This is a genomic window from Vibrio fluvialis (genome assembly GCF_900460245.1).
GTDB classification, from domain to species: Bacteria; Pseudomonadota; Gammaproteobacteria; order Enterobacterales; family Vibrionaceae; genus Vibrio; species Vibrio fluvialis.
In genome coordinates this window covers 824,106-838,432 of sequence record NZ_UHIP01000002.1, presented here as the reverse complement: position 1 = coordinate 838,432, position 14,327 = coordinate 824,106, and the positions used below count along the sequence as shown (strand labels likewise).

The following is a 14,327-nucleotide window of genomic DNA, read 5'->3' as shown; positions in this document are numbered from 1 at the left end:
ACAACAAAAAATGAAAAAATGGATGCTGCTGACACTGGTGCTCGCCATCGGTGGTTGCTCAAACTCTATGTCTATTCCTGATGCGGACGAGGCGCCGACCCTCACGCCACGTGGCCCTACCTACAACGATCTGACCAAACTGCCTCTGCCGAAAGGCAAGATTCAGGTGTCGGTGTACGATTTTCGTGACCAGACCGGGCAATACAAATCTTCACCCAACAGTAGCTTTTCAACCGCGGTCACTCAGGGCGGCACCTCGATGCTGACCACCGCGCTGATGGACTCGGGCTGGTTTTTGCCACTGGAACGGGAAGGACTACAAAACCTGCTGACTGAACGCAAAATCATTCGCGCAGCGCAGAAAAAAGATGAATCGCCCAGCAACATCGGCGACGATTTGCCCGCGCTGAAGGCGGCCAATCTGGTGATTGAAGGCGGCATTATTGGTTATGAGTCAGACATGAAATCCGGCGGCAGCGGGATCGGCTATTTAGGCATCGCGACTTATGGCGAATACCGAATGGATCAGGTCACCGTCAACCTGCGTGCTGTCGATGTGCGTACCGGCCAAATTGTATTAAGCGTCACCACCAGCAAAACCATTTTTTCCCATGAAATTTCCGCGAGTGTGTTTCGCTATATCGCCTATCAGGACTTGTTAGAACTGGAATCGGGCTACACCAATAATGAACCGGTTAACGTGGCGATTATGTCGGCCATCGATTCCGCCGTCATCCATATGGTGGTTGATGGCATCAGGCGTGGCTTATGGCAACCCGCAGATAAAGCCCAGCTGAACAACCCCGTGCTTAAGCGCTATGCGGGACAGACGATTGAAATTCTGTAATCAAAAGCCCCGCACATTGGCGGGGTTGCTTTTAATATCAGGCTTTGTTCACACTTCGCGGCTTAGCGCCGCTGATAGCTTAGGGCGAAAGAGTACTGGCTTTTTCACCACCAGATAGACCGCCATGGCTGCCATCACAAAACCCAGCACACCAAGCATGTCAAACGATTCACCAAAGCAGATCCACGCCTGAATCGCCGTAGTCGGCGGCACCAGATAAAACACAGAGGCGACGCTCGACGAAGCACCGTGCTCCACCATATACAGTAGCAGCAGAATGGCGATGCACGACAACACAACCACGAGCCAAGCGAGCGTCATAATAAAGGTCGGCGTCCAATCCACCTGCATGGTTTCAAAGCTCACCGCCGCGGGCAGTAGCAACGCCGCTGCCGCCACATATTGCACCAGCGCACCACCAATCAGATCGACACCCTGACAGAATTTCTTCTGATACAGCGTTCCCAGCGTAATACCGGCGAGAGAAATCACACACATGCCGATCGCGGCCCATTTGTGCGCATCAGATTGCCATTCGATGTTACCCAGCAGTACACAACTGATACCAGCAAAGCCCATTGCGAGTCCCAGCCACTGAGCTAAGTTAAAACGTTCGGTCGCCATACACACCAGCAGCAACGCAGTGAATATCGGCTGAATACCCACCAGAAGAGAAGTCAGGCCGGCAGGCATGCCCCAGTAAATTGCCTGATAGGTGCCGCCCAGATAAAGACCATGAATCAATAAGCCAGACACACACGAATGCCAGAACTGTTTACCCGTAGGCAGGCGGCGCTTGAGCACAGCGATCAGCACCGCAAACAGCAGCACGTTGAACACCATACGCAAAGTTAAGAAAGTCATGGGCTCGGCATACGCCAGCCCAAAGCGAGCACCGACGAAGCCGGACGCCCAAAGTACAACAAACAGGAAAGGAATCATTTTGACGAGCATGGAAAAATCTCTGGCTTTCTGAGTCACGATGACGTTACTTTAATTGGGTACAGAAAAACTAAAAAGGCACAGTTTCTGCCATTTGAATGGGTACAGAATGAAGGACGATTGCAAATACAGCGAAGTCGAGGCGCAGTTGCGTCAGTCGATGGAAAATGGCTTGTTTCAGGCACACGACAAACTGCCGTCGATTCGCCAGTTGTGTGAAAGTCAGGCGGTGGGGAAAAACACCGTGATCCGCGCCTATCAGGAACTGGAAGCGCAGGGCTGGATCTATTCCGTCCCGCGCTCCGGTTATCGTGTGGCCGAGCGTCAACACAAAGCCGAAGCGCAGGCCCACTCTCCTTCACGGGTCGACCTGCTGTCGATGTCCAAATCAATTCTTATCCAGCCCGCTGTGAAGCATCATATGCCCGCAGGTTCGGCGCATCCGAGCACAGATTCTCCGGCCATTCGCAGTTTGTATGCCGAAATCGGTCGCCACAGCCGCATGCAAACCCACATTCCCAGCCACTACCAACTGCCACCGGGTAATGATCAATTGGTGCGCCAGTTGCGCAAGATCAGCCGCGATTTGGGCATCGAGGCCAAGCTCAGCGACATCGCCATCACCCACGGCGGCCAGCAGGCGATCAGCCTGGCTTTTCGCGCGCTGACCCAGCGGGGTGACATCGTGGCCGTCGAATCCCCCTGCTATTTCGGTACTTTACTGTTGCTGGAATCACTGGGGCTGAAGGTGGTGGAGATCCCCAGCCACACCGCCACCGGCATTGATATTGATGCGGTGAAAGAAGCCGTTGAACGCTGGCCGATTAAAGCTTTGCTGGTGACGCCCAATTTCAATAACCCTACTGGCGCGCAGATGCCGCTCAGCCATCGGCAGGCGTTGTTGGACGTCACCCACAACATTCCCATTATTGAAGACGATGTATTCGGCAGCCTCGGTTTTAATGAGGCTCTGCCCAATCTGAAAGCGCTCGATACCGAGGAACGGGTCATTTACATCAACTCATTGTCAAAGACGCTCGATTCAAGATTGCGCATTGGCTGGATGGTCGCCGGGCGCTATATGGATCAAATCGAAAAAGTGCTGCTGAGTGAAAACATGGGCAGTCTTAATCTGATGCAATCCGCCGTGGCGGAGTTTCTGACCTCAGGCAAATATCGCACGCATCTGGCCCGAATGCGCCGGGTCTATCAGCAGCATCAGCAACGCTTTGCCCGTCTGCTTAATCAGGCATTCAGCCACGAGCCTCAACTCGCTGGGCGTTATCACTTATCGCGACCAGAAGGCTCATTTCTGTGCTGGCTGACTTTGCCACTCGAAGTCGACACCTACCGGGTATATCAGGAGTGTCTGGAGCAAAAAATCAGTCTTCTGCCCGGCCACTTGTTCGCGACCCAAGGCCAATTCAATCACTGCATTCGCTTCAGCGTTGCGACTCTCGACGATGAGCAGCAATGGCTGCACAGCCTGCAAACATTGGCTGCGATCATCGTCAAGCAACTGCGCTCCTGACGCAGCGAAACTCGCCAAATCCGTTTGTGGAGCGTACAGTGAAAAGAGCAAAAGAATCAGAGAGCTGGGAAGAAATCGATGAAATTCAGTTTTAACTTGGAAGATGCGGGACAAGTTTGCGTCGGAGCATTTGCACTGGCGGTCCCCATCTCCTTTTCAGAAGAGGCGTGGCAGCTCGGCACATCTCTGCCGCTGCCCAACTTACTGCTGCTGCTGACACTCTCTCTCGGTTTTCTCGGCGTGTTCGCCTACGGCAGTGTGTTTCAGAGTAATATTCGTGCCCGAGTTCCGGTGTTTGTGTTCCGGATTCTGATTGCTTACGTCATCACTGCACTGGTGGTCGGGTTCGTGCTGCTGGCACTGGATAAACTGCCGCTGCTCGCCGAACCGATCGTGTCGCTCAAACGCATCATTGTGATTGCGATGCCGGCGTCGATGGGGGCGATTGTGGTGGACAGTTTCGATAAAGAATAATTGTTGGTAACGGCTTGTTTTGCAATAAATCCGCGATATATTCATCAGCAGACGCCACACCAAGCTTAGTCAGGAATCGTTATGAAAAATCAGTTAAGCCTCAGAGCTCTAGAACGCGGAGACCTGCGTTTTATTCATAATCTGAACAACAACCGCAACATCATGTCGTACTGGTTTGAAGAGCCTTATGAATCGTTTGATGAGCTGGAAGAGCTGTACAACAAGCACATTCACGACAACGCCGAACGCCGTTTTGTGGTCGAGAACGACGACAAAGAACTGGTGGGTCTGGTCGAGCTGATTGAAATCAACTACATCCACCGCAGTGCAGAATTTCAAATCATCATCACGCCGGACCATCAGGGTAAAGGTTTTGCCCGCACTCTGATCAACAAGGCGCTCGACTACTCGTTCACCATTCTCAACCTGCACAAAATTTACCTCCATGTTGCGATTGACAACGAAAAAGCGGTCCATTTGTATGAATCGTGCGGCTTTGTCGAGGAAGGTCATCTGGTGCAGGAGTTCTTCATTAACGGCCGCTATCGCGACGTGAAACGCATGTACATTCTGCAAAATGACTACCTGAGCAAAAGTGAGTAAAGCATGATTTCCTGCAGCCAGTATGACTACATCGAGATTGCCTGCCTCTACCGTTTGCCCGTAGCACTGACACTGCAAGACGGTTCGGTCATTCAGGGCACAGCCAAAGACACCGGGCGCAATGCGGCGCGTCAGGAGTGCATTATTGTTGAGGACAACAGCCGCGAGCATTGGATTGAAACCACTGCGCTCGTTCGCATGCAGGCACTGAGCGACAATCCGCACTTCAGCGATATTCACTTTCAGCAACAGTAAAAAAAGCCGCGCTTCTGGCTTCAGAATCGCGGCTTTTCCATCAAAAATATGCGTTCACACTCAGTTGGCGATATCGAGCTTATTCGCCGTCACGCCGTTGGTACGAAACCAACCTGCGATACTGACGCGATCCGCGTGCGTCGGCAGGACTTCGTGGGGAAATTTCTCTGACAAAAACACCACTAAGCGCCCGGCAACCGGAGCGACAGTATCAATCAATTGATCGTCAAGATCGTAGATTTTCAGCTCACCGCCATCAGCGGGTTGCCACGCTTCGTTCATGTAGAACACCGTCGTCAGCTTACGGTTTTCCTGCCCGCGAAACGCATCAAGATGCTTCTTATAAAAGTCGCCCTGCTCATACTTAGCGAAATGCGCCTCGTACTCGAATAGCCCAAGGAAAAAGTCCCGGTTAACGGCCTGACGAATCTGCTCCATGCGCTCAAGATAATCCTGAACCGGCTGTGCCATATTCTGGCTGAGCCACTGAATCTTGTCGCTGCGAATCGTCGTTTCCCGCTGCAAATCGTCATTGCGGCCAATGCGAGCGCGCTTCCAGTTTTCCGGAGCACAATCTCTGAGAGACTGTACCTGCTCTGCGGTCAGGAAGTCATCCCAAATAAACCATCCCTGTTCGGCGATGGCGTCTAATAACGCGTCTAAAGCCATAATTTTCAATGCATGTTGACGAAAGAAGGCGTTATAACGGCAGGACGGCAAAGCAACAAATCTGATTATTTGTCCACAAGGTCAATAAAAATTGTTGATGGATGAGCGCGATGAATCAGGGCGCGATCAGCTTAGACAGCTTCGGCGGATGGTTCTTAAACAGCGATTTCATTTGCGCGGTAAAGAGTTCGGCCGTGGCAAGGGCATCAATCGCGGCAGAGTGCGCGGTGTATTGTGGCAGGGCGTAGCGCTGGCGTACATCATTGAGCTGAAAGCTGGTGCCCGGCGCTTTTTTACCGGCGTAGGTCATCTGCTTTTCGATGTGCAGCGTGTCTATCCACACGCAAGGAAAATGCTCGACACCGAAGCGCTCGCGCATGTACTGCGCCACAAACGCCCGTTCAATGCAGGCGCCGTGCACCAGTGCGATTTTTCCGGCCAGCTGATTGAACAACTGATCCATTGCGTCATCCAGCATGACGCCCTGTGACAACACATCGGGAGTGATGTGATTGATGACCGCAGAGTCCGCCGTCACAAACTCGGGATGACGAACGAACAGCTCTTCACTGGCGGCGACATCGATGTGATCCATCGTCATTCCCACCCAGCCAATGCTCAGGATCTGATCCTGACTGGCGTTGACTCCTGACGTTTCAAAATCAAACGCCACCATATCCATCTGATACACCAAGGCTTCCGGGCTTGGCAGTGCCTGACTGAAATAGTGTTCAAGCCCTGTTGGCCAATCGCGGCGGGCGGCCAATAGCTGATGCTGTTTCACCATCTTGTGGTAGCCGCCGCCAAAGCGGCGTTTCAATGCATTAAGCATCGTTTATCCTTTTACAAACCTGAGTTTGGCTACGTCCTGTAGCTCACTGATGATTTTAAACGCGTCTTTCAGGTGTTTGCGCTCAAAGCTGCTGAAAGAGTCCGGTGAAATATGGTTGTTCGGCTCTTTGCCTTCACGCAGAGCCTGCAACTGATGCTGAAAACGAACCTGAGTAATGAATTTGTAGGCGCCGATAATGTTCTGACAGCTGTCTTCGGACATCGTGCCCTGCTGAGCCGCAAAGCGAAAACGCTCTTCGGTGCCGGTCATTGAACCGCCAGCCGCCAGACTGAATATCCGTGCCAGGTCGATAATCAGGTTCAGGGCATATTTTTTGATATTGAGTGTGTTGCTGTTGTCGCCGCCTTTCTCCAGCACCAGATTATTGAAAATCCCCAGCGGCGGCTGCGTATCAATCGCGTCGCGCACCAGAGCCGGCAAGAAATTCTGGCTGTTCTGAATACACTGATGCAGGTGCTGTTGCAGCTCTTCCACCAGTTCGCTGTTGCCGTAAATCGAACGCACCTCAAGAAACACACTGATACTGAGCAGTTTATTGTATTCCGGGCTGGCCACCCACTTGCGGTAATACTCTTTCCATACCTGAATCGGCTGACACCATTTCGGTGACGCGGCCATGTATTTGCCGTCACACAGCGGATAGCCACACGCCGCCAAGCCGTTGCATACGCGCATCGCCAGATGGGTGAAATAGAGCATATCTTCAGGCTTGGCATCCTCCGCCAATACCAGAGCGCTGTCTTGGTCGGACAACATATGCACTTCATTACGTGCATGCGAGCCCGCGACGACCCAGGCATAATCACACGGCGGCGGCCCAAGCAGTTCCTCGTTGATCTGCAACAGGCGGCGGGTAAACGCATCCATGATCATCGACATCACCCGTCCCTGAATTTCTGCGCTCACGCCGCTTTCAACCAGCGATTCAAAAATAGACTGCTTCTCCACATTGAGCGCCGCCAGCGCATTCACGGAACTGGCGTATTTGATTTTCTCAATCAGAAACAGGGCTTGTGTGCGATGGTTGTGGACCAGATGTGACGTGGTCAGTAAGCCGACCACCTCGCTCCCCTTCACCACCGGCAGGCAACGAATGTTGTATTGCAGCATGATGGAGATGGCCTGAATCACTTTGTCATCGGCCTGAATCAGTTGCGGATTTTGAGTCATCACCGTACTGATAGGCTCATGAATACCGATACCGGTCGCCACGACACTGCGGGTCATGTCCCGGTCGGTCACCACACCGACAATTTCACCATCGCGCATCACCACCGCGCACGAACTGCGGCTGCGCTCTTCACCACACATGGTTTGCGCCACATCCTGAATCGGCGTGTTGACATCGACAATCGCGATATTTTCGCTGGCAATTTCCCCGACGCGGCGGAAAAACAGCCCTTTGTCCTCTTCACGACCAGCGGCATCGTTGACTGCCGACGTTAAGCGCAACTGCGCATGGGATGCGAAGTAGTTGGCAAATTCCGGATGCTCCTGGCAAACGGTCTGCACATCGGTGTGCGGCACCAGATAAAGCAGTGAGTCCTGAATCGCTTCAGCCTGATAGCCATCTTCGGCATCTTTCAGCGGCGCGAGAAAAGTAAAACCAAACTGGTCCTCTTCTCCCAAGCGGGCACGCAACTGACCGTCGCGCCTTCTCTGCTCAATCGCCCCGGTGCGAATGATGTAGAGATAACGTTCTTGGCACAATGCACTGAACTCTATTTTTTCGCCTTTTGCCAGATAGCGCACTTTGACGTGATTCGCGAGCGATTCAACAATCTCGGAGGGCAACTTATCAAACGGATCGAGCTTGATAAGAAAGTCATAAATATTAGGGGTTAATGATGAGCCCACACCGCCCTCCTCATTTCAAAACGCCGTTTCAATACAAAAAATGATACTAAAAAAAGCAGCCCGACGGCTGCTAATTTTTTTGCCTAAGCCGGGTAATTGTTATAACCAAGCTGAAGCGAGATATTGCGACCTGCCGTTTGCAGTAAGTCCACGTAGTAACCCATGCGTTGTTCATCAAAACGGATGGTTGGCAGCGACATCGACAAGCCCGCAATCACATGACCAAAGCGGTCATAGACAGGTGCAGCGATACAGCGCAGACCCGGTTCTTGTTCTTCATTGTCTTCCGCATAGTGTTGAGTGCGAACCAGCGCCAGCTCTTCCAGCAGTTGCTCAACATTTTCCAGCGTACGATCCGTGTGTTTGATGAACTCCACCCCTTCCAGAGTATCGCGTACAAACTGCTCGTCGCGTTCAGCCAGCAGCACTTTACCAATCGCGGTACTGTACAGCGGGTTGCGGCGACCAATGCGCGACTGCATGCGCAGGTTGTAGCCAGAATCGATTTTGTGGATGTAGATGATGGCGTTTTCATCCAGCGAACCTAAGTGCAACGCTTCGTTGGTCTGCTCAGAGATATAACGCATCTCTTTGTCCGCTAACTCAATCAGATCGACGTACTCAAGGGATTTTGCGCCCAGCTCAAACAGTTTCAGGGTCAGTTTGTATTTATCCGCTTCCCCTTCCTGAGCCACAAAGCCCATGGATTTCATGGTTTGCAGGAAACGATAGGTCGTGGCTTTAGACATCATGAGACGTTGAGACAGTTCCGAAACACCAATTTCTTTCTGCTCGCCCAGGGCCTGAAGAATGCTGAAGACTTTCAGAACCGAAGATACCGCTTCCGGTTGAGTTGACTTTTCCATTGTAGAACCTTTGTGTTTTCTTGTTAGCGCCTATTATAACCGCTCACTTTCTGTGTACCACAATTTTTAAAAAGCCTTTTCAAAAATTTGAAACCGCGCAAGTATTCCATCATCAAAAAAGAAGATCACCATCAATATTTTTAAAACACCTTTTCAAAAATAATTGCCTTAGGTTTCTTTTTGATCCACGATACAGACATACGAACTGAGATGGCCAACTCGCCGCCACTCAAAAACCAGCTACCACTGAGGAAAACGTTATGATTCTTGATTCATTTAACCTGGAAGGCAAAGTCGCTATCGTCACGGGTTGTGACACTGGTCTTGGTCAGGGTATGGCACTTGGCCTGGCTAAAGCAGGTTGTGACATCGTGGGTGTAAACATTGTTGAACCGACTGAAACTATCGCAAAAATGGCAGAAACCGGACGTAAGTTCGTTGATATCCGAGCTAACCTGATGGTTCTGGACGACATCCCATCCATCATCGACCGCGCAGTGACTGAGCTGGGCCGCATCGATATTCTGGTCAACAACGCTGGCATCATCCGTCGTAATGACGCGATTGAATTCAGCGAAAAAGACTGGGATGACGTGATGAACATCAACATCAAGTCCGTCTTCTTCATGTCTCAAGCGGTGGCGAAACAGTTCATTGCACAAGGTGAAGGCGGCAAGATCATCAACGTAGCGTCCATGCTGTCTTATCAGGGTGGTATCCGCGTACCGTCTTACACCGCATCAAAGAGCGGCGTCATGGGCATCACTCGCCTGATGGCCAACGAGTGGGCGCAACACAACGTCAACGTGAACGCAATTGCACCGGGCTACATGGCAACCAACAACACTGCTGCGCTGCGTGCTGATGAAGATCGCAGCAAAGAGATTCTGGATCGCATCCCGGCGGGTCGTTGGGGTACACCGGAAGATCTGGCAGGCCCAGTGATCTTCCTGGCGTCGAAAGCATCAGACTACATCAACGGTTACACCGTAGCGGTTGATGGCGGCTGGTTAGCCCGTTAATTACTAAGAAGCATACGAGAAGATGATTGCAGATTTATCACTGGCTCAGGCATTAGGGTTTGTCAGCTTTGGTTTAGGAATCTCCACTTTCTACCAGAAAAACGACAGGCGGCTGAAGATCGTAATGTTCGTCTTCAATCTCAATCATCTTCTCCACTTTATTTTGCTTGGTTCGGCAGTCTCAGCGCTCAGCGCTGCCCTGTCGGCCATGCGCACAGCCAGTTCCATCTACACCTCGTCGAAATATGTTGCGGCGATATTCCTGCTCGCCGGAGCGGGATTAGGCCTTTACATCGCCGACCATTGGTGGGATCTGTGGCCAGTGATTGGCACCATGATTGGTACATTTGCTATCTTCATGTTGCGCGGCATTCAAATGCGCATTGCCTTTCTGATTGGCGCCTGCTGTTGGCTAACCAACAATATTCTGGTTGGCTCCATTGGCGGCACATTGCTGGAGCTGACTGTCATTACCGTTAACAGCCTGACCATTTTCCGTATGCTGCGCGAACAAAAACGCGCGCTGGCCAGTCAGGCACTGTAAACAAAGAGGGCATCATGTTTGTCTATAACCAAGATGTAAAACTGGAAGATCTCGGCGCTGGCGTTTCTCGCAAAATCCTCGCCTACAGTGACAACATCATGAGCGTTGAAGTGCATTTTGAACAAGGCGCAATTGGCCCGATGCACAGCCACCCGCATGAACAGCTGACGTACGTGCTGTCGGGTGAATTCGAATTTACCATTGGCGATGAAACCAAAATCGTCAAAGCCGGCGACGCGCTTTACAAAGAGCCGAACGTGATGCACGGCTGCGTTTGCCTTAAAGCGGGGGTGCTGCTCGATAACTTCACCCCAATGCGCAAAGATTTCATTCAATAACGAATTCGCTTTTTAACTGATTTGTTGCGGACAAACCGCAGGAGAAACTCTATGAAAATTGCACTGATGATGGAAAACAGCCAGGCTGGCAAAAACGCGATGGTTCTGAACGAACTGAACACCGTAGCGGCGCCGCTGGGTCACGATGTTTTCAACGTTGGTATGTCTGATGAAAACGACCATCACCTGACTTACATCCACTTAGGGATTATGGCCAGCATTCTGCTGAACTCAAAAGCGGCCGATTTTGTTGTCGCAGGTTGTGGTACCGGCCAGGGCGCAATGATGTCTCTGAACCTGCATCCGGGTGTTATCTGTGGTTACTGCCTGGAGCCTTCAGATGCGTTCCTGTTTAACCAAATCAACAACGGCAACGCGTTGTCTCTGGCTTTTGCGAAAGGATTTGGCTGGGCAGGTGAGCTGAACGTTCGTTACATTTTTGAAAAAGCGTTCACTGGCGAACGTGGTCAGGGTTACCCAATCGAGCGTGCGGAACCTCAGCAACGCAACGCTGGCATTCTGACTCAGGTGAAATTCGCGGTCGCGAAAGACGTCGTTGAGGCACTGCGCTCTATCGATCAGGAACTGGTGAAAACAGCTGTTGGCGGCGCACGCTTCCAAGAGTGTTTCTTCAGCCACTGTCAGGTGCCGGAAATCGCAGAATACGTACAGTCTCTACTCGACTAAGCACTGCATTACTTATTTATCGGGAACTCATCAAAAAGCCAGCCTTCGCGCTGGCTTTTTTTATTCCATCAATAGCACAATGGTTCCACCTCTTCGCTTCAAGGATTTGATATGACTGATGTTTCGTTTACTTCTCTCACGCAGTGGTTCCCCGGCCACACAGTCATTCCGCTCTGGCCATCGACTCGGCCCGTCCCCGACCTTGCGCCTCGTTTCAGCGACCGCAGCAGTGATGAAGTGGTGCGCGACCGCGAAGTTTCTCATATTACCCGGCCAGAGATGGTGGTGGTTGAACCTGAGCATCCCAACGGCATCGGTCTTTTGGTCCTACCCGGTGGCAGCTATCAGCGCGTAGCCTTTGACAAAGAAGGTATAGACACCGCCATCGCGATGAGCGAGAAAGGTTATACCGTGTTTGTCATGACTTATCGTATGCCGGGCGATGGCCATGCGGAGGGCGTGCACGCCCCGCTGGCGGATGCTCAGCGCGCGATTCGGCTCATTCGCGCCCAAGTAGCCCGTTGGGGATTACGCCATGTGGGCATCGTCGGTTTTTCGGCCGGCGGACACGCGGCGGGCACACTGGTGGTGCATCATCATCAAGCGGTTTACCCTTTACAGGATTCTGCCGATTTACTTTCACCACGCCCGGATTTTGCAGCGCTGATGTATCCGGTGATCAGCATGGATGAAGAGATCGGCCACGACGGTTCCCGTTATGAACTGATGGGCGACTATCCGGATACAACGACTCGTCAGCACTATTCGCTGCACACCCAGGTACGCCCAGATACACCCCCCTGCTTTCTGATGCACGCCAGCGATGATAACGCCGTCAAAGCCGACAACAGCCTGGTCTTCTGGCAGGCGCTCAAAGCACACCATGTCCCGACCGAACTGCACATTTTTGCCCGCGGCGGCCACGGCTTTGGCCTGCGCGGTGTCCAGAACCTGCCCGCCAAACACTGGCCACAGCTACTCGACAGTTGGGTGCAGAGCTTGTACGCCCCGGCTTCCGTTCGATAACTCCGGCATCAAGTGGCACGCAGAGTGCGTGCCGATTTTGGCTCTTTCACTTCACACGCAAAAACTCAAATAAAGACCCAATTCACAATTTAAATGAACCATCGTTTTAAATTTATTGTTTCATGGTTTTTTTATTGCCATAATGGCGTCAGATTATTTTGAGGAGTACTCCTATGAAGGTGAATCGAGTCGCGGTCATCGGCGAATGCATGGTGGAATTGCAAAAAGCCGACGATCAGCTCAAGCAGAGTTTTGGTGGCGATACACTGAATACTGCGCTCTATCTGTCTCGCCTGACGCAGCAACACGGCATCACCACCTCTTATGTGACCGGATTGGGGAAAGATCCGTTCAGCAAACAGATGTTGACCAGTTGGCAGCAGGAAGGGATCAACACCGATCTGGTTCAGATCTCCGACAGCAAACTGCCGGGCATCTACGCGATTGAAACCGCGCCGGATGGTGAACGTAGTTTCTACTACTGGCGTAACGACTCGGCGGCGAAGTACTGGCTGCGCGAAAGCCCGCTGTTGAGCCTGGCAGAAAAGCTCAGCCAACATCAGGTGGTTTACCTCAGCGGCATCAGCCTGGCGATTTTACCCGCTGATTGCCGTAAAAAATTGGTTGAGCTGCTCACACTGTGTCGCAAAGATGGCGTGACCATCGCCTTCGACAACAACTACCGTCCAGCCCTGTGGGAATCTGCCCAGGCAGCGCGCGACATGTACGCCAGTATTCTGCGCTTAACGGATATCGCATTTCTGACATTTGACGATGAAGTGATGCTTTATGGCGACAGCGCGGAACAGCAGGCAATCGAACGCACGCAAGGTTTTGGCGTCAAAGAGATCGTGGTGAAGCGTGGCGCGGACGAATGCTTTGTCGTGACGTCTGATGATTTTATCGCCGTACCGGCCATCAAAGTGAGCAAAGTGGTAGACACCACCGCCGCTGGTGACTCATTCAGCGCTGGTTATCTGGCCAAACGCCTCACCGGTGGCAGTACCGTCGACTCCGCGGTTTCTGGTCACGCTCTGGCGGGCACCGTTATTCAACATCGTGGGGCAATTATTCCACGCGATGTCATGCCTCTAATTTAAGGATGGAAAAATGAAAACTCTTAACGAGCAACTGCGCGACATTAAAGTCGTTCCGGTGATTGCAATCAAAGACGCAAACAAAGCCGTCAAACTGGCCGAAGTGCTGATTGAAAACGGCCTGCCTTGTGCGGAAGTGACCTTCCGTACTGAACAAGCAGCGCTGGCCATGAAAAACATGCGCGAAGCATTCCCGGACATGCTGATTGGCGCAGGCACCGTACTGACGACAGCTCAGGTTGATCAGGCGATTGAAGCGGGTGTCGACTTTGTGGTCAGCCCGGGCTTTAACCCGACCACAGTGAAATACTGTCAGCAGCGCGGTGTGACCATCGTCCCAGGCGTCAACAATCCAAGCCTGGTGGAACAAGCGATGGAAATGGGTCTGGATACGCTGAAATTCTTCCCGGCTGAGCCTTCAGGCGGTGTTGCTATGCTTAAAGCCCTGACGGCCGTTTACCCGGTCAGCTTTATGCCAACCGGCGGCGTGAGCCCGAGCAACGTGAAGAACTACCTCGCTATCCCAGCGGTGCTGGCGTGTGGCGGAACCTGGATGGTGCCCAACGATCTTATCGACAATGAAAAATGGGACGAACTGGCTGTGTTGGTCAAAGAAGTCGCTGGCATTATCGCTTAACGATTACCGATCCTTTTTCGAGATCAAACCTCTCGACCTTGATTTGTTATCCTGCAACAAAGACTGGTTTTGAGTCGGC

The 14,327-nt window shown here is 52.1% G+C and carries 16 protein-coding genes and 1 pseudogene; 12 read left to right on the top strand and 5 right to left on the bottom strand.

Features of this window, described 5'->3' with window-relative positions; all coding sequences use genetic code 11:
• The first annotated feature begins 10 nt into the window (after nt 1–10).
• Complete coding sequence (locus DYA43_RS18870) at nt 11–847, top strand: CsgG/HfaB family protein (RefSeq protein ID WP_020328945.1); 837 nt, start codon at nt 11–13, stop codon at nt 845–847.
• A 48-nt stretch (nt 848–895) separates the two neighbouring features.
• Here the strand turns inward: DYA43_RS18870 and DYA43_RS18865 are convergent, their stop codons facing one another.
• Nucleotides 896–1,801: a DMT family transporter gene (locus DYA43_RS18865; RefSeq protein ID WP_038127602.1), complete on the bottom strand. Its 906-nt coding sequence runs from the start codon at nt 1,799–1,801 to the stop codon at nt 896–898.
• 97 nt (nt 1,802–1,898) lie between these two features.
• Here DYA43_RS18865 and DYA43_RS18860 point away from each other — a divergent pair, with 97 nt between their 5' ends.
• The 4 genes and pseudogenes from DYA43_RS18860 (at nt 1,899) to DYA43_RS18845 (ending at nt 4,652) form a co-directional block, all read left to right on the top strand.
• Complete coding sequence (locus tag DYA43_RS18860; RefSeq protein WP_061055375.1) at nt 1,899–3,320, top strand: aminotransferase-like domain-containing protein; 1,422 nt, start codon at nt 1,899–1,901, stop codon at nt 3,318–3,320.
• Nucleotides 3,321–3,392: 72 nt separating this feature from the next.
• Nucleotides 3,393–3,794, top strand: a pseudogene (locus DYA43_RS18855) (DUF2391 family protein); the annotation flags it as partial.
• Between the two features lie 81 nt (nt 3,795–3,875).
• A complete protein-coding gene (speG, locus tag DYA43_RS18850) occupies nt 3,876–4,397 on the top strand; it encodes a spermidine N1-acetyltransferase (protein ID WP_020328940.1) in 522 nt (173 codons plus the stop codon).
• 3 nt (nt 4,398–4,400) lie between these two features.
• Nucleotides 4,401–4,652 (top strand): Rho-binding antiterminator, encoded by a 252-nt coding sequence (locus tag DYA43_RS18845; protein WP_061055374.1) that lies wholly within the window; start codon nt 4,401–4,403, stop codon nt 4,650–4,652.
• 60 nt (nt 4,653–4,712) lie between these two features.
• Here DYA43_RS18845 and DYA43_RS18840 read toward each other — a convergent pair whose 3' ends face one another.
• From DYA43_RS18840 to kdgR, 4 genes are all read right to left on the bottom strand, one after another.
• On the bottom strand, nt 4,713–5,321 hold the full coding sequence (locus DYA43_RS18840) for a 2OG-Fe(II) oxygenase (protein WP_020328938.1): 609 nt from the start codon (nt 5,319–5,321) through the stop codon (nt 4,713–4,715).
• 115 nt (nt 5,322–5,436) lie between these two features.
• Nucleotides 5,437–6,153 (bottom strand): exonuclease domain-containing protein, encoded by a 717-nt coding sequence (locus DYA43_RS18835; protein ID WP_061055373.1) that lies wholly within the window; start codon nt 6,151–6,153, stop codon nt 5,437–5,439.
• Nucleotides 6,154–6,156: 3 nt separating this feature from the next.
• Nucleotides 6,157–8,031, bottom strand: coding sequence for a putative nucleotidyltransferase substrate binding domain-containing protein (locus DYA43_RS18830; protein ID WP_061055372.1), 1,875 nt, complete (start codon nt 8,029–8,031; stop codon nt 6,157–6,159).
• An 83-nt stretch (nt 8,032–8,114) separates the two neighbouring features.
• Nucleotides 8,115–8,897, bottom strand: coding sequence for a DNA-binding transcriptional regulator KdgR (gene kdgR / locus DYA43_RS18825; RefSeq protein ID WP_032080597.1), 783 nt, complete (start codon nt 8,895–8,897; stop codon nt 8,115–8,117).
• A 260-nt stretch (nt 8,898–9,157) separates the two neighbouring features.
• Between kdgR and kduD the strand changes: the two genes are divergently transcribed.
• The 7 genes from kduD to DYA43_RS18790 all read left to right on the top strand — a co-directional run bounded on the left by kduD (nt 9,158) and on the right by DYA43_RS18790 (nt 14,248).
• Nucleotides 9,158–9,919 carry a 2-dehydro-3-deoxy-D-gluconate 5-dehydrogenase KduD gene (gene kduD, locus DYA43_RS18820; protein WP_020328934.1) on the top strand — a complete coding sequence of 254 codons (762 nt, stop codon included), beginning with the start codon at nt 9,158–9,160 and terminating at the stop codon, nt 9,917–9,919.
• A gap of 22 nt (nt 9,920–9,941) precedes the next feature.
• Complete coding sequence (locus tag DYA43_RS18815) at nt 9,942–10,463, top strand: YgjV family protein (RefSeq protein WP_044366517.1); 522 nt, start codon at nt 9,942–9,944, stop codon at nt 10,461–10,463.
• 14 nt (nt 10,464–10,477) lie between these two features.
• Entirely contained in the window at nt 10,478–10,801 is a 324-nt protein-coding gene (locus DYA43_RS18810; RefSeq protein ID WP_020328932.1) for a cupin domain-containing protein, read from the top strand.
• Between the two features lie 51 nt (nt 10,802–10,852).
• Nucleotides 10,853–11,488 carry an RpiB/LacA/LacB family sugar-phosphate isomerase gene (locus DYA43_RS18805; protein WP_020328931.1) on the top strand — a complete coding sequence of 212 codons (636 nt, stop codon included), beginning with the start codon at nt 10,853–10,855 and terminating at the stop codon, nt 11,486–11,488.
• 111 nt (nt 11,489–11,599) lie between these two features.
• Entirely contained in the window at nt 11,600–12,514 is a 915-nt protein-coding gene (locus DYA43_RS18800) for an alpha/beta hydrolase (RefSeq protein WP_061055371.1), read from the top strand.
• 173 nt (nt 12,515–12,687) lie between these two features.
• The gene (kdgK, locus tag DYA43_RS18795) at nt 12,688–13,614 is read left to right on the top strand and encodes a 2-dehydro-3-deoxygluconokinase (protein WP_061055370.1); all 927 of its coding nucleotides are present in this window, start codon (nt 12,688–12,690) and stop codon (nt 13,612–13,614) included.
• 10 nt (nt 13,615–13,624) lie between these two features.
• Entirely contained in the window at nt 13,625–14,248 is a 624-nt protein-coding gene (locus DYA43_RS18790) for a bifunctional 4-hydroxy-2-oxoglutarate aldolase/2-dehydro-3-deoxy-phosphogluconate aldolase (protein ID WP_020328928.1), read from the top strand.
• Nucleotides 14,249–14,327 lie beyond the last annotated feature (79 nt).